The 24,827-nt window shown below is 71.6% G+C and carries 20 protein-coding genes and 1 pseudogene; 13 read left to right on the forward strand and 8 right to left on the reverse strand.

Features of this window, described 5'->3' with window-relative positions; all coding sequences use genetic code 11:
• Positions 1–12: 12 nt before the first annotated feature.
• Both KUM40_RS23380 and KUM40_RS23385 read right to left on the reverse strand, forming a co-directional pair.
• Positions 13–1,071, reverse strand: a complete 1,059-nt coding sequence (locus KUM40_RS23380) for an iron ABC transporter permease (protein ID WP_217168040.1) — start codon at positions 1,069–1,071, stop codon at positions 13–15.
• Between the two features lie 11 nt (positions 1,072–1,082).
• On the reverse strand, positions 1,083–2,456 hold the full coding sequence (locus KUM40_RS23385) for a lysine N(6)-hydroxylase/L-ornithine N(5)-oxygenase family protein (RefSeq protein ID WP_217168042.1): 1,374 nt from the start codon (positions 2,454–2,456) through the stop codon (positions 1,083–1,085).
• A 175-nt stretch (positions 2,457–2,631) separates the two neighbouring features.
• Here KUM40_RS23385 and KUM40_RS23390 point away from each other — a divergent pair, with 175 nt between their 5' ends.
• Positions 2,632–3,579: a methionyl-tRNA formyltransferase gene (locus KUM40_RS23390; RefSeq protein WP_217168044.1), complete on the forward strand. Its 948-nt coding sequence runs from the start codon at positions 2,632–2,634 to the stop codon at positions 3,577–3,579.
• 75 nt (positions 3,580–3,654) lie between these two features.
• Here KUM40_RS23390 and KUM40_RS23395 read toward each other — a convergent pair whose 3' ends face one another.
• On the reverse strand, positions 3,655–3,894 hold the full coding sequence (locus KUM40_RS23395; RefSeq protein WP_217168047.1) for a DUF5302 domain-containing protein: 240 nt from the start codon (positions 3,892–3,894) through the stop codon (positions 3,655–3,657).
• 79 nt (positions 3,895–3,973) lie between these two features.
• Positions 3,974–5,839 carry a CocE/NonD family hydrolase gene (locus KUM40_RS23400; RefSeq protein WP_217168049.1) on the reverse strand — a complete coding sequence of 622 codons (1,866 nt, stop codon included), beginning with the start codon at positions 5,837–5,839 and terminating at the stop codon, positions 3,974–3,976.
• 220 nt (positions 5,840–6,059) lie between these two features.
• On the opposite strand from KUM40_RS23400, the gene KUM40_RS23405 reads away from it, so the two are divergent.
• The 10 genes from KUM40_RS23405 to KUM40_RS23450 all read left to right on the forward strand — a co-directional run bounded on the left by KUM40_RS23405 (position 6,060) and on the right by KUM40_RS23450 (position 18,340).
• On the forward strand, positions 6,060–6,770 hold the full coding sequence (locus KUM40_RS23405; protein ID WP_217168051.1) for an N-acyl homoserine lactonase family protein: 711 nt from the start codon (positions 6,060–6,062) through the stop codon (positions 6,768–6,770).
• A gap of 98 nt (positions 6,771–6,868) precedes the next feature.
• Positions 6,869–7,315 (forward strand): PGPGW domain-containing protein, encoded by a 447-nt coding sequence (locus KUM40_RS23410; protein WP_217168053.1) that lies wholly within the window; start codon positions 6,869–6,871, stop codon positions 7,313–7,315.
• Positions 7,316–7,485: 170 nt separating this feature from the next.
• The gene (locus KUM40_RS23415; protein WP_254395519.1) at positions 7,486–8,907 is read left to right on the forward strand and encodes a DEAD/DEAH box helicase; all 1,422 of its coding nucleotides are present in this window, start codon (positions 7,486–7,488) and stop codon (positions 8,905–8,907) included.
• Between the two features lie 161 nt (positions 8,908–9,068).
• Complete coding sequence (locus tag KUM40_RS23420; protein WP_217168055.1) at positions 9,069–12,077, forward strand: family 16 glycoside hydrolase; 3,009 nt, start codon at positions 9,069–9,071, stop codon at positions 12,075–12,077.
• A gap of 148 nt (positions 12,078–12,225) precedes the next feature.
• A complete protein-coding gene (gene nadE / locus KUM40_RS23425; RefSeq protein ID WP_217168057.1) occupies positions 12,226–13,056 on the forward strand; it encodes an ammonia-dependent NAD(+) synthetase in 831 nt (276 codons plus the stop codon).
• A gap of 131 nt (positions 13,057–13,187) precedes the next feature.
• Positions 13,188–14,033 (forward strand): MIP/aquaporin family protein, encoded by an 846-nt coding sequence (locus KUM40_RS23430; protein WP_217168059.1) that lies wholly within the window; start codon positions 13,188–13,190, stop codon positions 14,031–14,033.
• Between the two features lie 25 nt (positions 14,034–14,058).
• Entirely contained in the window at positions 14,059–15,582 is a 1,524-nt protein-coding gene (gene glpK / locus KUM40_RS23435) for a glycerol kinase GlpK (RefSeq protein ID WP_217168061.1), read from the forward strand.
• A gap of 58 nt (positions 15,583–15,640) precedes the next feature.
• Positions 15,641–16,735: an AI-2E family transporter gene (locus KUM40_RS23440; protein ID WP_217168062.1), complete on the forward strand. Its 1,095-nt coding sequence runs from the start codon at positions 15,641–15,643 to the stop codon at positions 16,733–16,735.
• 109 nt (positions 16,736–16,844) lie between these two features.
• Complete coding sequence (locus tag KUM40_RS23445) at positions 16,845–17,498, forward strand: maleylpyruvate isomerase N-terminal domain-containing protein (protein WP_217168064.1); 654 nt, start codon at positions 16,845–16,847, stop codon at positions 17,496–17,498.
• A gap of 383 nt (positions 17,499–17,881) precedes the next feature.
• Complete coding sequence (locus KUM40_RS23450; RefSeq protein ID WP_217168066.1) at positions 17,882–18,340, forward strand: Crp/Fnr family transcriptional regulator; 459 nt, start codon at positions 17,882–17,884, stop codon at positions 18,338–18,340.
• A 55-nt stretch (positions 18,341–18,395) separates the two neighbouring features.
• Here the strand turns inward: KUM40_RS23450 and KUM40_RS23455 are convergent, their stop codons facing one another.
• Entirely contained in the window at positions 18,396–20,123 is a 1,728-nt protein-coding gene (locus KUM40_RS23455; RefSeq protein ID WP_217168068.1) for a GAF domain-containing protein, read from the reverse strand.
• Between the two features lie 107 nt (positions 20,124–20,230).
• Entirely contained in the window at positions 20,231–20,923 is a 693-nt protein-coding gene (locus tag KUM40_RS23460; protein WP_217168069.1) for a response regulator transcription factor, read from the reverse strand.
• Positions 20,924–21,164: 241 nt separating this feature from the next.
• Here KUM40_RS23460 and KUM40_RS23465 point away from each other — a divergent pair, with 241 nt between their 5' ends.
• Positions 21,165–21,629, forward strand: a complete 465-nt coding sequence (locus KUM40_RS23465) for a pyridoxamine 5'-phosphate oxidase family protein (protein ID WP_217168070.1) — start codon at positions 21,165–21,167, stop codon at positions 21,627–21,629.
• A 234-nt stretch (positions 21,630–21,863) separates the two neighbouring features.
• Positions 21,864–23,076, forward strand: a pseudogene (locus tag KUM40_RS23470) (globin domain-containing protein).
• A gap of 23 nt (positions 23,077–23,099) precedes the next feature.
• Here the strand turns inward: KUM40_RS23470 and KUM40_RS23475 are convergent.
• Complete coding sequence (locus tag KUM40_RS23475) at positions 23,100–23,573, reverse strand: hemerythrin domain-containing protein (RefSeq protein WP_217168071.1); 474 nt, start codon at positions 23,571–23,573, stop codon at positions 23,100–23,102.
• Between the two features lie 52 nt (positions 23,574–23,625).
• On the reverse strand, positions 23,626–24,801 hold the full coding sequence (locus KUM40_RS23480) for an MFS transporter (RefSeq protein WP_217168575.1): 1,176 nt from the start codon (positions 24,799–24,801) through the stop codon (positions 23,626–23,628).
• Between the last annotated feature and the right edge of the window lie 26 nt (positions 24,802–24,827).

A 24,827-nucleotide genomic window follows, 5' to 3' on the forward strand; every position in this document is an offset into this window, starting at 1 on the left:
CGTCCGCCCCGTTCACGCGTTCTTGAACTTCCCGCGCCACACCAGTACGGCGAAGAAGGGGGCGCCGAGGAGGGAGACCACGACACCCGCGTCCAGCTCCCCCGGCCGGACGACCAGGCGCCCCACGATGTCGCAGACCAGCAGCACGACGGCCCCGAGCAGACCGGCGTACGGCACCAGCCAGCGGTAGTCGGGACCGGTCAGGTACCGGGCCACGTGGGCCACCATCAGGCCGAGAAACGCGATGGGGCCGCAGGCCGCCGTCGCCGCCCCGGCCAGCAGGGTGATGGCGACGACACCGACGGTGCGGGTCAGCGCGGTGTTCACCCCGAGCCCCCGGGCCACGTCGTCGCCCAGGTTGAGCAGGTTGACGGCGGGCAGCGTCGTCAGTGCCAGCAGCAGCCCGGCCGCGATGAAGACGGAGACCGGTCCGATGACGTCGAATCCGACGCCGGTCAACGAGCCCGCGTTCCAGAACCGCAGCGCGTTCAGCGAGGCCTTGTCCGTCAGCGCGACCGCCGTGGTCATCGCCGCGAGGAACACCGTGACGCCCTGCCCGGCCAGGGCGAGCGTCAACGGGTTGCCCGCCCCCCGGCCGATGCTCGACAGCCCGAACACGACGACACCGGCGACCGCCGCGCCCAGGAAGCCGAACCAGACGTACTGGAACGGGCTGGTGAACCCGAAGGCGGCGATCCCCGTCACCACGGCGAACGAGGCGCCGGAGTTCACGCCCAGCAGACCGGTGTCGGCGATCGGATTGCGCGTGTACCCCTGGATCAGTGCCCCGCCGACGCCCAGGGCGATGCCGGCCACGACCGCGAGCACCGTGCGGGGCACCCGCACGGTCTGCACGATGAGCCTGATCTCGGTGAGCCGCTGGTCGGACTCGGGCCCCGCGAACAGCCCGTGCCAGACCTCGGCGGGACTCAGCGCACGCGCCCCGACGGCCAGCGACGCCGCGGCCGCGACCACGACAAGCGCCGCGAGGACGCCCAAACCGGCAACGCGTCGTCGACGGGCCTCTGTCGGGGCCCTGGGAGCGGGGCGCTCAACCGCAGTCGTGGTCATGGCGACGTACACTAACGCGCGCTGCCGCCGGTTCCGTCGGCGACCGTACGGGCCTCGTCGGAGGCGGACTTGAGACCGCGGTCGAGGAGCGACTCCAGGATCTCGCCGACCCTGATCGCCGTGTTGGACAGCAGCGACGACGTGATGCCGTGCGTGTGCTCCGTGCCGCCCTGCAGATAGATGCCGCAGGGAAGACCGGGCTCCGTCGCGATCCGGTAGTCGCGCTCGACGCGCACCCGGCCCTCGTCGTCGCGCAGGCAGCGGTCCGCGACCTCGCCGAGCAGCCCGAGGGGGTCGGCCGAACCGTAGCCGGTGGCGAAGACCACGACGTCCGCGTCCAGCAGGGTCTCCTCGCCGGTGACCAGGGACGTCACGGTGGCGCGTACCCGGTCGGGCGTCTCCTTGACGTCGGTGAGCCGGGACACGTTGAGGAAGCGCAGCCGCTCGGTGCCCAGGACCTTCTCCCGGTACATCTGCCGGTACAGGTCGTCGATCAGGTCGATGTCCACCACGGAGTAGTTGGTGTTGCCGTGGTAGTCCATCAGCCGGCGTTTGACGCTGCCGGGCGCGGTGAAGTAGTCGTCCACCGCCGCCGGATCGAAGATCCGGTTGGCGAACCCGCTGTCGTCGGCGGGGCTGTAGCCGTAGCGGGTGAAGACCGCGCACACCTCGGCGCCGGGGAAGCGGCGGTGCAGGTAGGCGACGTTCTCGGCGGCGCTCTGCCCGGCTCCGACGACGACGAACCGGGAGGGCGAGGTGCCTTCCAACGCGTCGACCTTGGCGAGCAGTTCGGAGTTGTGCCAGACGCGGTCCCCGCGCTCCACGCCCTCGGGCAGGAGGGGACGCAGGCCGGTGCCGAGGACGAGGTTGCGCGCCCGGTGGACCTCGAGCCCCTCCCCCGAACGGACCGTCACCTCCAGGTGGTCCACGGCTCCGTCCCGCACGACGGGCGCGACGCCGACGACCTCGTGGCCGTAGGAGACCAGGTCGTCGACCTTGGCGGCGGACCACTCGAAGTAGTCGTGGAACTCCACCCGCAGCGGGAAGAGGTTCTTGTGGTTGATGAAGTCGATCAGCCGCCCCTTGCTCTGCAGGTAGCAGAGGAAGCTGAACTCACTGGCCGGGTTCCGCAGTGTCACCAGGTCCTTGAGGAAGGACACCTGCATGGTGGCGTCGTCGATCAGCATGCCGCGGTGCCAGCCGAAGCGCGGCTGCTGCTCGAAGAAGCGGGCGGTGACCGCCTCCTGGGCGTCGGCCTCCTGCCCGTCGGCCACCTGTGCGTTGTGTTCGCGGATCGCGATCGCCATGGCGACATTGGACGGTCCGAAGCCGATACCAATGAGGTCATGGACCAGTGTTGCGTCACCAGGAAGAACCTGTGACATGTCACTCCCATCGTGCGCCGGAAACTTAGGTGAGCCTAAGCTAATTAATTCGGGCTGTCGATAGGGCGATCCGGGTGGCGGCCACGCCAACTGGGGTGTCGCCCATGGATGTTGCACACTAAGGTAAGCCTTGCTTAACTGCCCGGGTCAGCCCCTGCCTTGAGGAGGAACCCCCATGCGGGTCGTCATGTTCGGTTACCAGACCTGGGGCCACCGCACCCTGCGAGCCCTCCTGGACTCCGAACACGACGTGGTCCTCGTCGTGACACATCCCAGGAGCGAGCACGCGTACGAGAAGATCTGGAGCGACTCCGTCGCCGACCTCGCCGAGGAGCACGGCGTCCCGGTGCTGCTCCGCAACCGCCCCGACGACGAAGAGCTGTTCGAGCGCCTCAAGGACGCCGACCCGGACATCATCGTGGCCAACAACTGGCGGACCTGGATCCCCCCGCGCGTCTTCGGCCTCCCGCGCCACGGAACGCTCAACGTGCACGACTCGCTGCTGCCGAAGTACGCCGGATTCTCCCCGCTGATCTGGGCACTGATCAACGGCGAGACCGAAGTGGGCGTCACCGCGCACATGATGAACGACGAGCTGGACGCCGGCGACATCGTGCGGCAGGAGGCGGTGCCGGTCGGGCCGGCGGACACCGCCACCGACCTGTTCCACAAGACCGTCGAACTCATCGCCCCGGTCACCATCGGCGCGCTGGGCCTCATCGCCGCCGGGCAGACGGAGTTCACCCAGCAGGACCGCTCCCGGGCGACCTTCTTCCACAAGCGGTCCGCCGAGGACATCCGCATCGACTGGAACTGGCCCGCCGAGGATCTGGAGCGCCTGGTCCGGGCCCAGTCCGCGCCGTACCCCAGCGCCTTCACCTTCCACCGGGGCAGGCGGCTCGAGGTCCTGACCGCCGTGGTCTCCCGGGGCCGCTACGGCGGCACGCCCGGCCGGATCTTCTACCGCGAGGACGACGGCGTGGTGATCGTCGCCGGAGCCGACGCGCGCGGGGGCCGCAACCACGGCCTCGCCGTCACGCGCGTACGGACGGAGGACGGACGGGAGCTGTCCGCGGCCGAGTACTTCACCTCCATGGGCGGCTATCTGACCGGCCGCCCCTGACCGGCCGCCCCGGACGGGCCGGGCCCGACCGTGCTGCCACGGTCGGGCCCGGCGGCCAACTGCCGGTCGAGTCCCTCAGCCGCTCTTGCGCCGGAACGAGCGCTGACTGGCGGCCGGACCGTGGGTGCCACGGATCTTCGCGACATCGGCGTTCGCGGCGAGGGCCGCGGCCTCCGCCTGCTTGCCGCGCTTGCGCTCCAGGGCCTCGCGGAACTTGCCCTTCAGGTCGTACTGACCGTTCTCGTCGGGGGCCAGGGCCGGGCTCTCGTCCTCGGCCGGTTCCGAACCTGCTTGCGATGAAGACTCTTCAGTCATGATGACCTCCTGGGCTCGGACTGCAAGGACACAGCTTGTCATGCCGACCCCGGCCCGGGGTACCGGCGCCGGCCGACGGTCACCGGCGGCCGCCCGGCACCACCGTGAACGCCCCCGGTCCGGCCGGCAGGGTCACCGTGTACCGGCGCAGGTACGTGTCCAGGTACGGCGACCGGTCGCCGGGGGTGGCGACGTCGTCGGCCGGGTCGTCCAGGGCGAGCCCGAGCTTCGCTCCCCTGATCCTGATCGTCTCGCCGGAAGGCGTGTCGCGCCAGGAGCCCGTCTGGATGGAACCGATCTCCACGGCCAGGACGTGCCCCGCGGCGAGCGTCCAGTCGGTCCCCTTCAGATCGACGCTCGTCCGGCCCCGGTCCACCAGGGAGACCTGCTCGTCGAACATGACCGCGGTGCCGTCCGGGGCGACGTCGTACAGCTTGAGCATGACGTTGCCCTCGCCGCGGGCCGTGAAGGACACCCGCGGGGTGCCGGTGACGCGTGCGGCCTTCTTCAGCGGCTTCGACCAGACGAAGAAGCTGGAGCCGACCTCGCCTGCGCGCTGGCTCTTCGCCGCTGCCGCGGCCAGGCCGGCCGGGGCGGGCCGCTCGGTCGCGGGCGCGTTCTCCATGTCCCACTCGCCGGTCGGCTGCGCCGGCGCCTTCGGAGTCGCACGGCCGGACGCGGTCAGCGCCGCACGGGCCGACGCCCCGCCGTCGTCCACGTAGGAGCCGCCGCCGAGCCGGAGGGTGACCGACCGCTCCGTGACGGGCCACGTGCGCTGGGCCCGCCAGGCACCGGTGGAGTCCTCGACGGCGTAGGCCGGGTAACGCACCGTCGGCCTGCTGCCCTTGAGGTACTGGTCGTAGAAGGAGAGGGTCTCGTCGTACCAGCCCTCGCGGCCCATCGCCAGACGTCCGTCACTGGTCCGGTCCCCGCCGCGTACGTGGTCCCACTGGCCGAGCCAGCCGCGCTCGGGCCCCCTGTGGTTGTCGAGGTACTCCTCCATCTCTTCGGGCTTGGTGTTGTTCTCGATGAAGCCCTGCGTGACGAAGAGCGGGGTGTCGCTGCCCCTGGCCATCCTCGCCAGGTCGCGGGAGGTCCAGTGGTCGTCCCGCTGGTCGGATATTCGGTACCCGGCCGAGTTCTCCGTCAGGCACTCCGGGTGGCGCTCCTCGTACCGGGCGGCCGCCCGGTAGCGCGGATCGTCGTCCGCCATCGGGGGCATCGAGGCGATGGAGTTGTACGCGTCGGCGGTGCCGGTCACGTTCGGGCGGGGCACGCCGTTGGAGTAGATGTACTGGTACATGTCCCACAGGGGTTCCTGGGCGACGACGGCCTTGAGCGCGCGTTGGTCCAGGTTGTTGCCGATGAGCCCCGTGACGGCGTCGTACGACTTGCCGTACATGCCGACCGCACCGGTGGACCACGGCTGCTTCGCGGCCCAGTCGACGGCCGCCCTGACATCGGCCTGTTCGCCCGGCCCGCCCCAGTCGAGGCAGCCGGTGGAGCCGCCGAAGCCGCGCAGGTCCACCATGACAAAGGCGTACCCCTGGTCGAACAGGTCGGTGCCCTCGATGAAGTCCTGGAAGCGGGCGGACGGGCCGGTGCGGGTCCAGCCCTCGGGACCGGTCTGGCCCGCGTGGGCGAAGTACGGGCCGATCGACAGGATGACCGGCACCTTCTCCTTCCGCTTCAGCCCTTCGGGCAGCAGGACGTCGGCGTGGAGGCGGGTGCCGGAGTGGTCGGAGGACGGGAAGTAGTGCTGGGTCCAGACCGAGCCCTCGGGGACACGGTCGTTCTCCTCGTGCGTGACGGGGCCGGTCCCGGTGGCGGCCGGCCCGGCCTCCGCGTCGTGCGCCGCGACGGCCGGGCCGCCGAGGCCGACGGTCAGGGCGAGGGCGGCGACCAGTGCCGAGGCGGTCCGGACGACCGCGCGACGTGCTCTCACATGCTCCTCCTTGGACGGCGGGTGCGAGTGGTGAAGGTGGTACGGGTGGTGCAGGTCTAGCAGCGATGCCCTCGCACGTCGATGGGGCCTGCCCTCAACCACCCCTGACACGCCCGGCGTTGGCGGACTCGACCAGTCCGACGCGACGGGTCCGACGACATCGGTTCTGCTGTCGGCAGACCGGCCGGAGGCCCGCCTCGCGGCCGGGGAGGATGCGGGCATGGGGAAGAACACGGCGGTGCGCCGACTCGACCTGGGGTACTTCGTCCGGCCGGCCTCACAGACGGGTGGGCCGCACCCGCGGGTCGAGCCCGTGCTCGCCTACCTGGTGCGGCACGAGCGGGGTCTCGTCCTGTTCGACACCGGCATCGGCGGTGCCGACTCCGGGACCGAGGCGCACTACCGGCCCCGGCGCCGGGCGCTGCGCACGGCGCTGTCCGCGGCCGGGGTCGGCGTGGACGAGATCGCCCTGGTCGTGAACTGCCACCTGCACTTCGACCACTGCGGCGGGAATCCCCTGCTGGGCGGCAGGCCGATCCTGGTCCAGGACGTGGAACTGGCCACCGCTCGCCGGGGCGGCCACACGTTCGCCGAGCTGGTCGACTTTCCCGGCGCGGTGTACGAGGAACTCACCGGCGAGGCCGAAATCTGGCCCGGCCTTCTGATCCTCCCGACCCCCGGGCACACCGCGGGGCACCAGTCCCTGGCGATCCGGCAAGACGACGGCACCGTGATCCTCGCCGGTCAGGCACACGACTTCGCGTCCGGATTCGCCTCGGACGAGCTGGCCCGCCAGGCCGCGCTCGACGGCGTGGAACAGCCGCTTCCCGGGTATCCGCGGTGGCTGGAACGGGTCGCCGACCTCGACCCCCGGCGGGTGCTCTTCGCCCACGACTGCTCGGTCTGGGAACCCTCGCGCCCGCCCGGCTGACCGGGCTCCGCCGGAATCGCCCGCACCTCGATCCCTGCCTATGGTGGGGCACGCCGACGGAACCGGAGTTCTTGCCGACCGCAGGAGAGTGGGGCGCCATGGCGCGCGGTGTCGAATCGATCCGGCGAACCGCCCTGGGTGTGCTCGGCGCCCTCCTGCTGGTGATCGGCATCGCGCTGCTGGTGCTGCCAGGGCCTGGCCTGCTGCTCGTGTTCGCCGGCCTGGTGCTGCTGGCCCGCGCCGTCCCGGCCCTGGACCGGTTCGTCGCCCCCGCGCGCTCCCGGGCGATGCGCGCGGCCGAGGAGAGCGTCTCCTCCCGATGGCGCATCGCAGGTTCGGTACTGGTGGGGCTGTTCCTCGTCGCCGCGGGCGTGGTGTGGGGCCTCGTCCCCCGGCTGCCGTACTCCGGATGGGCCACCGGAGCGAGCCTGATCATCTCCGGCCTCGTCCTGTTCGCCCTGCTCGTGTGGAGCCACCGCCGCGTCCGGGCGGCGCGTCGGGACTCCCCGTCGGCCCCGGCCCCGCAACGAACGCGCTCGGAATGAACGCGCGGACACACCGCGAGGCCGCCCCCCCGCGCGCCGGGCTCACGTATCCGCACGACGGCATGGTGGCGCCCGCTGGTAAAATGGGCGGCACGCTTTGAGGCGCCCGGGTCCGTACCGAGGGGTACGGACCCGGCCGCGTTCCGGGCGCCTGATCAGGAAGGTCCCCCATGAACGCGAAGCCGCCGTCGGCCCACGACGTCTCCGGGTCCGGCAGGCCCCGGCGAGCGACAGCTCCCCGGGGCGGGTCCGGGACCCCGCAGCCGGTGGCGCCCGACCGTCCGCCGGTCGCGTCCTTCGACGCCCTCGGACTGCCGACGGCGCTGGTGGAGACGATGACCGGGCTCGGGGTGACGGAACCCTTCCCGATCCAGACGGCGACCCTGCCCGACGCGCTGGCCGGGCGCGACATCCTCGGCCGGGCGCGGACCGGCTCCGGCAAGACGCTGGCCTTCGGGCTCGCCCTGCTCGCCAGGACCGCCGGCCGGCGTGCGGAGTCGAAGCGGCCGCTGGCCCTCGTCCTGGTGTCGACCCGGGAACTCGCCCAGCAGGTGAGCGACGCGCTGGCGCCGTACGCGCGGACGCTGGACGTGCGCCTGACGACGGTCGTCGGCGGGCTGTCGATCAACCGGCAGACCGAGGCGCTGCGCAGCGGCGTGGAAGTGGTCGTCGCGACGCCGGGACGACTGGCCGACCTGGTCTCGCGCCGGGACTGCCACCTGAACCACGTGCGGATCACGGTGCTGGACGAGGCGGACCAGATGTGCGACCTGGGGTTCCTGCCGCAGGTCACCGGCATCCTGGACCAGGTGCCCTCCGACGGGCAGCGGCTGCTGTTCTCGGCCACGCTCGACGGGGACGTCGACGCGTTGGTGCGAAGCCATCTGCACGACCCGGTGCTCGCGTCGGTCGACCCGGCGTCGGCCTCGGTGGCCACGATGGAGCACCACGTGCTGACCGTGCACCCCGCCGACAAGTACGCGACCGCGACCGAGATCGCCGCCCGGGACGGCCGGGTGCTGATGTTCCTGGACACCAAGGCCGGGGTCGACCGGTTCACCCGGCAACTGCGGGCCGCCGGCGTGTCCGCCGCCGCCCTGCACAGCGGGAAGTCGCAGCCGCAGCGCACCCACACCCTCGCCCGGTTCGTGGAGGGCGACGTCACCGTGCTGGTGGCCACCAACGTCGCGGCGCGGGGCATCCACATCGAAGCCCTCGACCTCGTCGTCAACGTCGATCCGCCGGCCGACGCCAAGGACTATCTGCACCGGGGCGGGCGTACGGCGCGCGCCGGTCAGTCCGGGAGCGTGGTCACGCTAGTCACCCCCGACCAGCGGCGCGACGTGAACCGGATGATGTCCGAGGCCGGGATCCGGCCGACGGTGACGCCCGTGCGCTCCGGCGAGCAGAAGCTGACCGCCATCACCGGCGCGAAGCGCCCGCCGGCCGGAGGGGGGACCGAGAGCGGCAACGCCCCCTTCCGCGGGATGGGCACCCGCCCGGGGCGCGCCGCGAAAGGGTCCCGCAAGGCCGTCGAGGCGCGCAAGGCCGCGGAAGCCCGCGCGGCGGCCCGGGTGCGCAAGGGCCGCTGACCGCGCCAACGGGCCCCGGCGCCAAGAACTTTGAACACCTCGATGACAAAGTATGGACATGTCAAGCGGAAGTCTCCTACCTTGGCGGCGGAACGTCCGTCCTGCCGCACAAGACCGGAGCGACATCCGGCACGGTCCGGTCCCCATCTTCCGGAGGACCAATGCACCCACGGCTGTTCTCGCGTGCCCGAAGACACCTCATCCTCCTGCTGACGTCGGCCATATCGATCGGCGGCGCCTGGACCGCCCCGGCGTCCGCTGCCACCCCGGCCGACATTCCGCCGCAGGAACCCGGGGTCACGCTGCGCGTGTTCGACGTCCAGACTCCACTGAACGAGCTGTGCACCCTCAAACCGGGGCAGACCCCCAACCACGACAAGCTGATGCCGACGGTCGACTGGTCCACCACCGCGGACTTCGGCGGGATCGCCGACAACTTCGTCTCCCAGGCCTCCGGTTACCTGGTCGCACCGCGCGACGGCACCTATGTGTTCCGGCTCGTCAGTGACGACGGCTCACGGCTGACCCTCGACGACGCCACGGTCATCGACCACGACGGGCTGCACGGCGCGGAGCCCAAGGACGGCACGGTCGACCTCACCGCGGGAGCGCACCCGCTGCGCATCGAGCACTTCGACCGCGGCGGCGGTCAGCAGTTGCAACTGTCCTGGATGCCGCCGGGCGAGAGCGAGTTCACCGTCGTGCCCGGGGAGGCGCTGAGCACCGACGCCGGGGTCGTCCGGGTGACGGCGCCGGGCCGCAAGGAGTGCGAGGCCGGGCGCGACACCCCCGGCGACGGTCTGCCGCTGACCTCCGTGCGCCCCGACCTCACCCTCACCGACCTGCGCCCGGACGGCTTCGAGCCGCAGGTCACCGGCATGGACTGGCTGCCCGACGGACGCCTCGCGATCAGCACCTGGGGCGGCACCGACAACGTTGCCGGGGAGGTGTTCCTCCTCGACAACGTCACCGGGGAGACCAGTCGCGACAAGGTCACCGTCGAGAAGGTGGCGAGCGGGCTGCGGGAGCCCATGGGCATCAAGTACGTGGACGGTTCGCTCTACGTCTCGCAGAAGCACGAACTGACCCGGCTGGTCGACCGCGACGGCGACGACGTCACCGACGAGTACCGCACGGTCGCCACCTGGCCGTACGGGGGCAACTTCCACGAGTTCGCGTTCGGCCTGCTCTACCGCGACGGCTACTTCTACGTAAACCTCTCCGTCGCCATCGACCTCGGCGGCGCGACCACCACCCCGCAGCCCGCGCCGAACCGCGGTACGACCTACAAGGTCAGCAAGAAGACCGGGAAGATCAGCCCGATCGCGGGCGGGCTGCGCACGCCCAACGGCATCGGCTGGGGTCCGGGCGGCGGCCTGTTCGCCACCGACAACCAGGGCGGCTGGCTGCCCGCCTCGAAGCTCGTCCAGATCAAGCAGGACCGCTTCTTCAACCACTACACCGAGCCCGCAGGACCCTTCGAGGACTCCCCCGTCACCGAGCCGGTGCTGTGGCTGCCGCAGAACGAGATCGGCAACTCGCCCTCCACCCCGCTGTACCTGAGGAAGGGCACGTTCGCGGGCCAGATGCTGATCGGCGACGTCACCTACGGCGGCCTGCAGCGCGCCTACCTGGAGAAGGTGAAGGGCCAGTACCAGGGCGCCGTCTTCCGCTACACGCAGGGCCTGGAGGCGGGCGTCAACCGCGTCTCCCTCGGCCCGGACGGCGCGATCTACACCGGCGGCCTGGGCGCCGACGGCAACTGGGGCCAGGCGGGCAAGCTGAAGTTCGGTCTGCAGAAGCTGACGCCCAACGGCGGCGACACCTTCGACATCCAGAAGATGCGGGCCGTACCCGGCGGCTTCGACCTGACGTACACCCAGCCGCTGTCCGACGAGACCGCCGCCGAACTCGCCGCGCGCTACGAGGCCGAGCAGTGGCGCTACACGCCGACCGCCGACTACGGCGGCCCGAAGATCGCCGAGGAGGAACTGACCGTGCGGTCGGCGACCCTCTCGGACGACGGCCGGACCGTCCGGCTGCGGCTGGACGGCCTCAAGCCGGACCGCGTGGTGCACGTGCGCTCGCCGCGGCCCTTCGCCTCGGCCTCCGGTGAGACGCTGTGGAGCACCGAGGCCTGGTACACGCTCAACGAGATGCCCGGAAAGCAGCCGCCGCCGGCCACCCTGTACGAGGCCGAGGAGGCACGCCTGACGGGCCGGGCCGGGATCGGCACCGACCACACCGGCTACTCCGGCAGCGGCTTCGTCGACCGCTACGCCACCGAGGGCAAGGCCGCCACCACCTTCGACGTGAGAGTCCCGAAGTCGGGCACCTACGACGTGGGCCTGCGCTACTCGAACGGCCCCGACCCCTTCGAGGGCACCAAGTCGCTCTCCCTGTACGCGGGCGGGAAGAAGGTGCGCCAGACACAACTCGCGTCCACCGGGGACTGGGACACCTGGTCCACACGGACCGAGACGCTGCGGCTGCGCGCCGGCCACAACACGGTCTCCTACCGGTACGACCCCGGCGACACCGGACACGTCAACCTCGACCTGATCACCGTGCACCCGCACGGCGCCCCGGTCGCCCTGTTCGACGGCACCGCCGCCTCGCAGGACCAGTGGCAGCACACGGACGGACGGCGGGTGGCGTGGCCGCTGACCGAGGAGAGGTCGATGGAGGTGTGCTGCGGCGACATCCGCACCAAGGACGCCTACCGGGACTTCAAGCTGCATGTGGAGTTCCGCGTCCCCCTGCTGCCGGACGACGTGACCGGCCAGGACCGCGGCAACAGCGGCATCTACCTCCAGGACCGCTACGAGCTGCAGATCCTCGACTCCTACGGTGACACCACTCTGGACACCGACGAGGCCGGGGCGATCTATCTGCAGAAGGCACCCGACACCAACGCGGCGACGGCGCCGGAGACCTGGCAGACGTACGACATCGTCTTCCGTGCCGCCCGCTACGACGAGAACGGAGCCAAGACCGCCGACGCACGGGTGACGGTGGTGTGGAACGGAGAGAAGGTCCACGACGACGTCGCCCTCGACGGGCCCACCGCGGCGGGCCGGGCCGAGACGCCGGCCACCGGGGCGATCCGGCTGCAGGACCACGGGAACAAGGTCCGGTTCCGCGACATCCGGGTGGAGCCGCTGAACTGACCCGAAGCGGTGCGGGGCGGCCCCTGACGGCCGCCCCGCACCTCCCGCTCCCCGGCCACCGGCCGGTCCGGAGCCCCCGGAGCCGTCTGGGTAGGGTGAATCGAGACATGCCCCGCACATCGAACAACCAATCGAACGAGGAGCGGAATTGAGCGAGCCGGCGTCCATCGCCCTGCAACTGGAGATCGCCCGGGAACTGGAGGTCGCGGAGACCTTCGACGCCGACCGGGAGATCGAGCGCCGGGTGGCCTTCCTCGCCGAACGGCTGACCTCCGCCGGTCTGCGCGCCCTCGTGCTCGGGATCAGCGGCGGTGTCGACTCGACCACCGCGGGCCGGCTGTGCCAGCTCGCCGTGGAGCGGGCCCGCGCCGCCGGAGTCGAGGCCCGGTTCTACGCCATGCGGCTGCCGCACGGCGTCCAGGCCGACGAGCACGACGCCCGGCTCGCGCTCTCCTTCATCCGGCCCGACCACGTACTGACCGTGGACATCAGGCCCGCGAGCGACGCGGCGCTCGACGCCCTGCTCGCCGCCGACGTGGCCTTCCGCGACGCACACCACCAGGACTTCGTGCACGGCAACATCAAGGCCCGCCAGCGCATGATCGCGCAGTACGCCGTGGCCGGAGCGCACGGCGGCCTGGTCGTCGGCACCGACCACGCGGCCGAGGCGGTCTCCGGCTTCTTCACCAAGTTCGGCGACGGCGCCGCCGACGTCGTACCGCTGACCGGCCTCACCAAGCGCCGCGTACGCGCCGTCGCGGACGCCCTGGGCGCGCCCGCCGAGCTGGTACGGAAGGTCCCGACGGCCGACCTGGAGAACCTCGACCCGGGCAAGGCCGACGAGGACGCCCTCGGAGTCACCTACGAGGAGATCGACGACTTCCTGGAGGGCAAGCCCGTGAAGGAGCAGACCTTCGAGACGATCGTCACCCGCTACCGCCGGACCGACCACAAGCGGCGGTTGCCGATCGCTCCCTGAGCCCGGTCCGCACGAGGTGACTCCACGTCACGGATGTCCATTAAGTGCGGTTTGCCGGAACTCACCTTAATCTGTCCGAGGAGATGCTCGAACAGTCGACGGCCGGTCACGCCGGCGGAAGGTGAGCTTCCATGGCTGAGCGGCTCAAAAGATCCGGTCTGATCGGTGAACTGTCGGCGGAATTCGCCGGCACGATGATCCTCATTCTCTTCGGCTGCGGCGTGGTCGCCCAAGTGGTCGCGGGCGGGGCCCTCACGGACCCGGCGGGCGGCCTCGGGGACCACGACAGCATCGCCTGGGCGTGGGGGCTGGGTGTCACCCTGGGCGTCTACGTGGCGGCACGGCTGAGCGGTGCGCACATCAACCCGGCGGTGACCGTCGCCCTCGCCGCGTTCAAGGGGTTCCCGTGGCGCAAGGTGATTCCCTACACGCTGGCCCAGACGGCGGGCGCCTTCGTGGCGGCTCTCCTGGTCCGCTGGAACTACACCGAAGCGCTGGCGAAGGCCGACCCCGGCCACACCCTCAAGACCCAGTTCGTGTTCTCCACGCTCCCCTCCAACGGCAACACCGCGCTGCCGGTCCACGAGTGGGGCGCGTTTCGCGACCAGGTCATCGGCACCGCCATCCTGCTGCTGCTGATCCTGGCCCTCACGGACATGTTCAACGATCCGCCGAAGGCCAACCTGGCCCCGTTCGTCATCGGCCTGGTCGTGGTCGCGATCGGCATGGCCTTCGGCACCAACGCGGGATACGCCATCAACCCGGCCCGTGACTTCGGTCCCCGGCTGGCCAGCTTCATCACCGGGTACGACGGGGCATGGCGAGATCAGTACGGAAACCTCTACTTCTGGGTGCCGATCCTCGGCCCGCTGGTCGGCGGCGTGCTCGGCGCGGGACTGTACAAGGTGTTCATCGGCCGGTTCCTGCCGACCGCTGAACCCGAGCTGCCGGGACGCGTCCCGGCACCGGAAGACTGACACCGGCCGGAGAGGCGGAGTAACCATGGCGGACTTCATCGGCGCGGTGGACCAGGGAACCACCAGCACCCGGTTCATGATCTTCGACCACGGCGGAAACGAGGTCGCGAAGCACCAGTTGGAGCACGAACAGATCCTGCCCCGCTCCGGCTGGGTGGAGCACGACCCGGTGGAGATCTGGGAGCGCACCAACTCGGTGATGCAGAACGCCCTGCGCAACGGCGGTCTGTCGGGCACCGACCTGGCGGCCATCGGCATCACCAACCAGCGGGAGACCACCGTGGTCTGGGACCCGCGCACCGGCCGCCCCTACTACAACGCCATCGTGTGGCAGGACACGCGTACGGACGCCATCGCGGCGAACCTGGAACGCTCCGGCCGGGGCGACGTCATCCGCCGCAAGGCCGGCCTGCCGCCCGCGACGTACTTCTCCGCCGGAAAGATCCAGTGGATCCTGGAGAACGTCGACGGGGTGCGCGAAGCGGCGGAACAGGGACACGCGGTGTTCGGCAACACGGACGCCTGGGTCCTGTGGAACCTGACCGGCGGTCCCGCCGGCGGCATCCACGCCACCGACGTGACCAACGCGAGCCGCACCATGCTGATGAACCTGGAGACGCTCGACTGGGACGACGAGCTGCTGGGCTTCTTCGACATCCCCCGGAGCATGCTGCCCGCCATCAACCCCTCCTCGCACCGCGAGGCGTACGGCACCACCCGGACCTCCCGGCCGCTGCAGGCCGCCGTCCCCATCACGGGGGTACTGGGCGACCAGCACGCGGCGACCGTCGGCCAGGTCTGCTTCAACCCCGGCGAGGCCAAGAACACGTACGGCACCGGCAACTTCCTGGTCCTCAACACCGGCACCGAGCTGGTCCGTTCCGAGCACGGGCTCCTCACCACCGTGGCCTACCAGTTCGGCGACAGCCCGGCCGTCTACGCGCTGGAGGGATCCATCGCGGTGACGGGATCGGCCGTGCAGTGGCTGCGCGACCAGATGAAGATCATCAAGACCGCGGCCGAGAGCGAGGAACTCGCCCGTACCGTCGAGGACAACGGCGGCATGTACTTCGTCCCCGCCTTCTCGGGCCTGTTCGCCCCCTACTGGCGCTCCGACGCCCGCGGGGCGATCGTCGGCCTCGCCAGGTACAACGACAACGCGCACCTGGCACGGGCGACGCTGGAAGCGATCTGCTACCAGAGCCGCGACGTCGTCGTCGCCATGGAGCAGGACTCCTCGGTCCACCTGGACGTGCTCAGGGTCGACGGCGGCGTGACCGCCAACGACCTCTGCATGCAGATCCAGGCCGACATCCTCGGCGTCCCCGTCAGCCGCCCCGTGGTCGCGGAGACCACCGCCCTCGGCGCTGCCTACGCGGCGGGACTGGCCACGGGCTTCTGGCGCGACACCGACGAACTGCGCACCCACTGGCACGAGTCCAGGCGCTGGGAGCCCCAGTGGTCCGAGGACCGGCGGGCGCAGGGTTACGCCGGATGGAAGATGGCGGTGGAACGCACCCTGGACTGGGTCAAGGTTCCCGAGGAGTGACCCCGGCGGCCGGGGACTGGTGAGTCCGTCGTAGGGACGTCCCCATAGGGTGACCCCCATGTCTGCCAGATTGAGTGCCGCGCGGACCCGGGCCGCGCTGCGCACCAGTGCGCGTGTCTCGGGCGAGTTGCTGCTGATACTCGTCATGCTCGCGGTGGTCCTGTGGGTCCTCGGCCGTATGTGGTCGGTCGTGTGGCCGCTCGTGGTCGGTCTGCTCCTGACCACACTGACCTGGCCCTCGGCCCGCTTTCTGCGGCGGCACGGCTGGCGTCCGGCGCTGGCCGCGGCGGTGGTGACGGTGGCCTTCCTGCTGGTCGTCCTCGGCATCGTGGCACTGATCGCGGTGCCGATGTCCTCCGAGACCGACGAGTTGTCCGACGGCGTGGTCGAGGGCATCCAGCGACTGCGCGAGTGGGCCGCGGGGCCGCCGCTGAACATCGGTGACGACGAGGTCACCGGTGCGGTCGACTCGGCGGTGGCGCGCATCCAGGACAGCGTCGGCAGCATCACCACGGCGGTGGCGACGGGGGTGAGCACGGTGGTCAACGGCCTGATCACCGCGGTCCTGGGCGTCTTCCTGATGTTCTTCTTCCTCAAGGACGGGCCGCGGTTCCTGCCGTGGCTCACCCGCCAGTTGCCCGGCCGGCTGGCCACCGACGTCCCGGTCGTCGCCCTGCGCGGCTGGGAGACCCTGGGCTCCTTCGTCCGGTCGCAGGCGCTCGTGGGTCTGCTCGACGCCGTGTTCATCGGCCTCGGGCTGTGGATTCTGGGCGTGCCGCTCGTACTGCCCCTGGCGGTACTGACGTTCGTGTCCGCGTTCGTGCCCATTGTGGGCGCCCTGTTCGCGGGCTTCGTGGCAGTGCTCATCGCGCTGGTGTCGAACGGCCTGACGGACGCCCTGATCGTGCTCGCGATCATCGTGGTGGTGCAGCAACTGGAGGGAAACGTCTTCCAGCCCATCATCCAGAGCCGTGGCCTCGGTCTGCACGCGGCGGTGATCCTGCTGGCGGTGACGCTGGGCGGCAGCCTCTCCGGGATCGTGGGCAGTCTGCTCGCCGTACCGCTCGCCGCGCTGATCGCGGTGGTCTGGAACTACGTACGCGAGCAGTTGGTCGACTCGCCGGAGGAAGCAGTCGCGACCGCCGACGGCTGAGCCGGGAGGCCGGGGCCCGGGGGGACTTGGGGGCCGCGTGTGCGGCCTTCCCGCCCCGTCGCCGCGAATCGGGTCGCGGCCGGGCGCCCGGTGCTGTTGGCTGTCGGGCGTGGATCTCTTCTCCCGTTCCTGGTCGGCGTTGCGCACCGCGGTCGCCGGACTCTCCGACGAGGACTTCGCGCGTCCGTCCGGCTGCACCGGCTGGCTCGTCCGGGACCTGGTGTGTCACCTGGTCATCGACGCCCAGGACGTCCTGATCACCCTGGCCACCCCCACGGTCGCGGAGCCGACCCGGGACGCGGTGACCTACTGGCGGGTCGTCGAAGCCCCGACGGAAGACGACCCGCTCGACGCGCTGATCGTCCGCCTCGCCGCCGCGTACGAGGAGCCGTGGCTGCTCAAGTTCCACCTGGACGACGTCGGTTCCGCCGCGGGCCGCGCCGCCGGACTCGCGGATCCCACAGGCCGGGTCGGCACCCAGGAACAGGTGCTCGCCGCGGGGGACTACCTCTGCGCCTACGTCCTGGAATGGACCCTGCACCATCTCGACCTGATCGCACACCTTCCCGGGGCGGCGGCTCCGCCCGCGGCGGGGCTCGCTTTCTCGCGCGAGCTGTTCGAAGGGGTCGCCGGAGTGACGTTCCCCGCGTCGTTCACCGACCGGGACGCGCTGCTGGTCGGCACCGGACGTCGTGCGCCGACCGAGGCCGAGAAGGCCGCCCTGGGCGAGTGGGCCGCGCGGCTCCCCTTCCCTGTCGGCTGAGCCGCGTGTCCGGGCCCCGTGCCCGGGCCCCGCGGCGGGCCCGGACGGCCAACCGGTCGTCCCGGCGCGCGGGGCCGGGCAGACGGGCGGCTGAGCGGCTGGGCTCATGGGGCAGGCCGACCACCGGGGCCGAACGGTCCCCGGACTGGTCCGAGTGGCCCCTGGTGTACCTGGCTGGACGGCGGGACGCTCGTACCGAGGACCCCCAGCGTGTACCCGAAGAGAACGACGAGAGGCGGCTGGGCGAGCGGCGTTCTCGCCACCCGCGCGCCGCCCCGCCCCTCCTTGTCGCCGTCCCCTCGGATCACCGAGCCGACCGCGGCGGCACCGAGCGGCTCCATCGCCGGTCCGTCCGCGGGGCGCGCACGAAAGGAGCCGGAGCGATGACCTCAGCCACCACCCTGTCCGCGGCCCTGCCCCACGACCACCGCGAGCGACTGATGCGGATCGCCCGAGAGGTCTCCGTCACGGAAGGCACCCGCCTCTTCGAGGAAGGCCTGCGCGCCGACCGGTTCTGGATCGTGCGGACCGGCACGGTCAGTCTCGACCTGCGCGTCCCCGGCCGCCGGGCCCCCGTCATCGAAACGCTGGGCCACGGCGAACTCGTCGGCTGGTCCTGGCACTTCCCGCCCTACCTGTGGCAACTGGGGGCCGAGGCCACGACTCCGGTGCGGGCATGGGAGTTCGACGCGGACGCCATGCGGGAGATGTGCTTCCGCGATCCCGAGTTCGGCCGGACGGTCGCCGTCTGGGTCGGCCGGGTGGTCGCCCACCGGCTGCACTCGGCCCGGATCCGGCTGCTCGACCTGTACGCGCCGTACGGCAGCGGAGGCCTGCTCTGACTCCGGAGCGCGTCGACGGGTGAAACGGGCAGGGCGGTGGGCAGCCGTGGGCGGCTCACCCTTCGTCCGGCACCGGCGCCCACCACACCAGGGTGGTACCACCGTTCGCCGGGCTGGTGAGCCGAAGCCCGCCGCCCAGCTGAGCGGCCCGTTCCGCCATGTTGCGCAGTCCGCTGCGGCGGCCCCCGGACGGGATGCCCACGCCGTTGTCGGTGACGGTCAGCCGCACCTCGTGACCGTCGGTCTCCAGAGCCACGGCGACCCGGTCCGCCCGCGCGTGCCGGGCTGCGTTGGTCAGTGCCTCGGACAGCACCGCGACCAGGTGCTCGGCGATCCGGCCGGGCACCTCCGTGTCCAGCAGGCCCTCCATCCGGAGGCTGGGGGCGAAGCCCAGAACCGGAGCCGCCTCACCGACGACCCGCACCGCGCGGCCCCGCAGTCCGGCACCGGCGGTGCCGCCACGCGCACGGAGGCCGAAGATCGTCGACCTGATGATCTTGATCGTCTCGTCCAGGTCGTCCACTGCCCGCAGCACCCGCTCCGACGCGGAGCCGTTCTCGATCAGGCGGCCCGCGCTCTGGAGCGTCATCCCCGTGGCGAACAACCTCTGGATCGCCAGGTCGTGCAGGTCCCGGGCGATCCGGTCCCGGTCCTGAAGCACGGCGATCTGCTCGGCGTCACGGCGCCGCTCCGCGAGTTCCATCGCGAGGGCGGCCTGCGCGGCGAAGCCCTGCAGCGGTTCGGTCTCCTTCTCGGAGAACACCGCTCGGCCCGCCTGCCGCACCAGCAGCACCACTCCCCGCACCCCTTCCGCCGCGGCGCCGAAGGGCACGGCCACCGCGGGGCCGAGCCCGGTGAACCGAGGGGCCGCGGCCGACACCCGTTCGTCCCGGGTGATGTCCGGGCTGCTGACGGGCGCGGCGGTGGAGAACGCCAGGCCGGTGAGGCTGTCGTCGATGGGCAGTACCAGGCCGCGGTGGTCCTCCGCGCCTTGTCCGGTGGCCAGCTCCACCACCAGCGAGTCCGTGTCCGGCATGGGCATCGTGAGTACGGCCAGGGCGGCGCCGGTGATCTCCCGGGCGCGCTCCGCGATCAGGCCGAGTGCCGCGCCGCGCTCGCTTCCGGACATCAGACTGTGGGTGATCTCCGCATTCGCCCGCAGCCAGCGTTCCCGCAGCCGCGACCGCTCGTACAGGCGGGCGTTGTCGATGGCGACGCCGGCCGCGACGGCCAGCGTCGACAGGACCGACTCGTCCTCCTCGTCGAACTGCGCCCCGCCCCGCTTCTCGGTCAGGTAGAGATTGCCGAAGACCTGGTCGCGGACCCGGATGGGAACGCCGAGGAAGGTGTTCATCGGCGGGTGGTTCGGCGGGAAGCCGTACGACGAGGCGTGCGCGGAGAGACAGGGCAGCCGTAGCGGCTCGGGGTGGCGGATGAGTTCACCGAGGATGCCGTGGCCCTCGGGATAGGGGCCGATGCGGGCGATCTGCTCCTCGCTGACGCCGACCGTGTGGAAGGCCGACAGCCGCTGTCCGTCCGGGCCGATCACGCCGAGGGCGGCGTACCGCGCGTCGACGAGGGCAGCCGCCGCCTCCACGATGCTGTGCAGCACCTGCTCGAGATCCAGCTCCCGGCCCACCGAGAGCACCGCTTCGAGAAGGCTGTGGACCCGGTCGCGCGTGCCCCGGGCGGCGTCCAGCCGGGCCTGGAGTTCCTCCAGCAGTTCGTCCAGCCTCAGCTGCGGCAGGCGTACCCGGGCTTCCGCCTGGTCAGGGCTCTCCACGGGTGATCCTCCAGGTCCCTCCGACGCGCCGGCGACCGGCCGGCCCGGTCACACCCACGGTAACGGGCCACGCCCGGCCGGGGCGCGCGGGGCCGACGCCGGGAGCCTCAGTGCCCTTCCTGCCGGAGCCGGTCCTGCGCCTGGGTGGCGATCACCGCGGCCTGGATGCGGCGCTCGACGCCCAGCTTGGCCAGCAGCCGGGAGATGTGGTTCTTCACCGTCTTCTCGGCGAGGTAGAGCCGCTGCCCGATCTGCCGGTTGGTCAGGCCCTCGCCGATCAGCGCGAGGATCTCCCGCTCCCGGTCGGTCAGACCGGGCAGGGCGTCCGGCACCTCCTCCTTGGTCCGCTCGCCGCGCAGCCGCGCCATCAGCCTGGTCGCGGCGCTCGGGTCGAGCAGGGACTGGCCGGCCGAGACCGTGCGCACGGCGGTGACTAGGTCCGAGCCCCGGATCTGCTTGAGCACGTACCCGGCGGCGCCTGCCATGATCGAGTCCAGCAGGGCCTCCTCGTCGTCGAACGAGGTCAGCATCAGACAGGCCAGCTCCGGCATGCGGGACCGCAGCTCCCGGCACACGCCCACCCCGTCGCCGTCGGGCAGCCGTACGTCGAGCACCGCCACGTGGGGGCGCAGGGCCGGCACCCGGACGAGGGCCTGCTCGACCGTGCCGGCCTCCCCCACCACCGTGATGTCGGGCTCGTCGTCGAGCAGGTCGCGCACGCCGCGCCGCACGACCTCGTGGTCGTCCAGCAGAAAGACCCGGATCGGGTCCGCGGGGCCGGGCCGCTCGGTGTCCGCCATCGAAATTCTCCTCGTCTGCGCTCTCGTCGCGAGCCGCTCCCCCGTCGGGACGGCGGCTCCTCCCGCACGAGATCCTGCTGTGCCCGGGACCGAAGGGCCAGGGCCGGTCGGCCCAGTCTCTCGCGTGCGGTCGGTGCCGGGCCGGGCGGAGGCGTTCTGGGGGCCGAACGGCCCTAGCACACGGCTCACCGGCGGGGCTCCAATGAATCGACCGAGCCCGTGACCCCGACGAAAGCATGCCATGACCTCCGAGTACGTCCCCTCGACTCCGGTGGCCCCTCGCCGCAGCACCGAGCTGGGCGGCGAGGAGGCCCTCGCGCTGCTGGGCAGCGTTTCCCTGGGCCGGATCGTCTTCACCCGGCACGCGCTGCCGACGATCCGGCCGGTCAACCACATCCTGGACGACGGCGCCGTCATCATCCGCACCCACGAGGGCGCGGCCCTGACCTCCCGCACGCAGAAGGCCGGTGACCCGGGAGTCGTGGTCGCCTACGAGGCCGACTCGATCGACCCGGACACCCACCTCGGCTGGAGCGTCGTGGTGACCGGCTACGCCCGACCGGTCACCGATCGCGCTGACCTGACTCGCTATCAGACCCTGTTGCGTCCCTGGGTCGACCGGACGATGGACTGCGCGATCCGGATCGTCCCCGACCTGATCACCGGCGTGCGGCTCACCGAGGCGCAGCCGTCCACCGTCGTGTGACGCCTTCCCACGCCGGCCGGGCAGGGCCGCAAGGAGCCCTCTGCGAGGGACCTTGAGCCCCGGCGCGAGACGGCCTCATGGGGACCAACGGCCCTGTTCGTCCCTCCGTTGGTCCCCGGTACGCCGCCGGGGGCGCGACGGAGCCGAAACGCGGGCCGCCCGCTGATACACAGGGACTCACCGCCGCACCCGGTGCCGGCGGTCCCTCTCCCCCATCCCCTTACGGGAGGTTCCATGCTGTCCGCAGAGTCCGCGTCCGTGGTACGGGCCACGCTGCCCGCCGTGACCGGAGCGCTCGACGAGATCGCCTCGCGCTTCTACGGCACGATGTTCCACGACCGGCCGGAACTGCTCGACGGGCTGTTCAACCGCGGCAACCAGGCGAGCGGCGCCCAGCGAAGGGCGTTGGCCGGTTCGATCGCCGCGTTCGCCAAAGCGATGCTCGACAACCCGGACACCCGTCCGGACGCCCTGCTGGAGCGCATCGCGCACAAGCACGTCTCCGTCGGCATCACCGACGACCAGTACACGATCGTGCACAAGTACCTGTTCGGCGCGATAGCCGACGTCCTGGCCGACGCGGTCACCGCGGAGGTGGCGGCCGCCTGGGACGAGGTGTACTGGCTGATGGCCGGTGCGCTGATCGGCATGGAGGCGCGTCTCTACCACGAGGCGGGGCTGCGGCCCGGCCACGTCTGGCGCCGGTGGACGGTGGTCGAGCGCCGTACGGAGACCCCCGACGTGGTGTCCTTCGTGATCCGCCCGGCCGACGGCAAGCCGGCCCCCCCGCGCACGGGCCGGCCAGTACGTCAGTGTTCGCATGCTGATGCCCGACGGCGCAGCGCAGTTGCGCCAGTACAGCCTCTCCTCGGATCCCGGCGGCGAGCTACGACGGATCACCGTCAAACGGGTCGCCGGCACGGACGGGGCTCCGGACGGCGAGGTCTCCAACCTGCTGTACGGCGACGTGTGCCGCGGTGACGAGCTGACCCTGTCGACGCCGACCGGCGACATCGTCCTCGACGACTCCGAGGAGTCCGCTCCCGTCGTGCTGGTCTCGGCGGGCATCGGCTGCACTCCCCTCACCGGAATGCTGGCCCACCTCGCGACGCGGGAGTCCGCCCGCCCGGTGCTGGTCCTGCACGCCGACCGGTCTCCCGCCGAGCACGCTCTGCGCGCCGAGACGCGGGAGCTCGTGGAGCGGCTGCCGGACGCCCGTACCGTGTTCTGGTACGAGCGCCCCGGCCCGGAGGAACCTCAGGCGCGCAGTGGCCCGATGGACCTGTCCGACATCGAACTGCCCGAGGGCGCGGCGGTGTTCATGTGCGGGCCGCTGCCGTTCATGCGCGACCTGCGCGCTCGGCTGCTCGCCACGGGTGTCCCCGCCCGCCGCATCCGGTACGAGGTCTTCGGCCCCGACCAGTGGCTGGCGGACACTGCGGCCTGACGACGGTGTCCCTGCCCCCTCGGTCACGCGGCCGGCCGGGGCAGGGCGCTGCCCGCCCGCGCCCGTACGGCCTCTACGGCCTCCCACTGTTCGGTGGTCAGGGTCGTCAGCGCGGCCGGGAACACGCCGTCCTGCTCCTTGAGGATGTGGTCGCGCAGTTGGGCGAGGACGTCCAGCAGCCGGTCGGGCCAGGCCGGGTCGGCGGGAACCGCGTCGGCCGCCTCTGCCAGTACGGCCTCGATCCGGCGGTGTTCCGCCTCCAGGACGGCGATCTGGTCGGGGAACTCGGCGGCCATCGCCGGGAACAGACCGTGCTCCTCCACCTTGGTGTGGGGCGCCAGGACGGCGGCGATGCGGCGGGCGAGGCCGGCGGCGGCGACCGCGTCGCCTTCGCCGCGGGCCTTGCGCACCCGGCTGATGAGTGCCACCACCGCGTCGTGTTCGCGGGTGAGTTCGTCGATCGAGGTCAGCGACTGGCAGCCGCAGTACTCGCACATGAGTGCCTCCGGGAGGTTGGGGGTCGGGTGCTGGGCGGGAAGTCGGGGCGGCTCAGTCGGCGGGTGCGGACGGTGGCTCTTCCGTGGCCGTCCGGCGCAGGCTGGTGGCGGTGTAGGTCAGTGCCGCCGCCGCGACGACGCCGAGGAGGACCAGGCCGAGCGCGTACGAGCCGTACGTGCCGTAGAGGGAGCCCATCACCAGGGGTGGCACGAAGCCGCCGAGACCGCCCGCGGCGCCCACGACACCCGTGACCGACCCGAGCCTGTTCGCCGGGGCCAGCAGGGCCACCAGGGCGAACACCGCGCCGCTGCCCGCGCCGAGTGCGGCGGCCAGTGCCAGGAACGCGACGGTGCCGACCGGTGTCAGTGCCGGTGTCGAGGACTGGACCAGCGCCGCCGCCAGCACTACGACGAGCGTTGCGGTCACCACCCGCACCGGTCCCACGCGGTCGGACAGCCAGCCGCCCACGGGGCGCATCGCGACCGCGAGCAGGACGAATCCCGCCATGCGGTCCGCGGCGGCGGCGTGGGTGAGCCCGTAGCCGGTCTTCAGGTAGGTGGGCAGGTAGACGGAGAAGGCGACGTAGCCGCCGAAGGCCACCGTGTACAGCGCGGACGCCTGCCAGGTCGTGCCCAGGCGCAGGGTCGCGGCCAGCCTGCGGGCGAGCGGCGCGGTGGGCACGACGCGTCCGGGGGCGTCCCTCAGCAGCAGCGCCGCCACGATCGCGTAGGCCGCCAGCACGGCCGCGGTGATCTGGAACGGGGTGGCCATGCCGTGCGCGTCCACGAGCTTCACCGTCGTCAGGGCACTGATCGCGGTACCGCCCATGCCCATGCCGAAGATGCCGATGGCCAGGCCGCGGCGCTCGGGCGGGAACCATGCGTTGACGAAGGGCACGCCGACGGCGAACGACGTACCGCCGATGCCGAGGAGGAACCCGCCGGCCAGCAGCGCGGTCAGCGAGGAGTGGCCTGCCAGGCCCAGATGGAGCACCGGCACGATGGTGGCCGCCGACACCAGCGGGAACATGACCCGCCCGCCGAACCGGTCCGTGAGCGCGCCGACCGGGATTCGGCCGAGGGAACCGACCACGACGGGCACCGCCACCAGCAGCGACTGCTCGAACGACGACAGTCCGAGGCTTTCCTCCAAGCGGGGACCGAGCGGGCTGAGCAGCGCCCACGCCCAGAAGTTCACGGCGAAGCCGGCCGTGGCCAGGCCCAGCATCAGCCAGGCCCGGCCGGATACGGACA

Source organism: Streptomyces sp. AC512_CC834, from assembly GCF_019049325.1.
GTDB lineage: Bacteria > Actinomycetota > Actinomycetes > Streptomycetales > Streptomycetaceae > Streptomyces.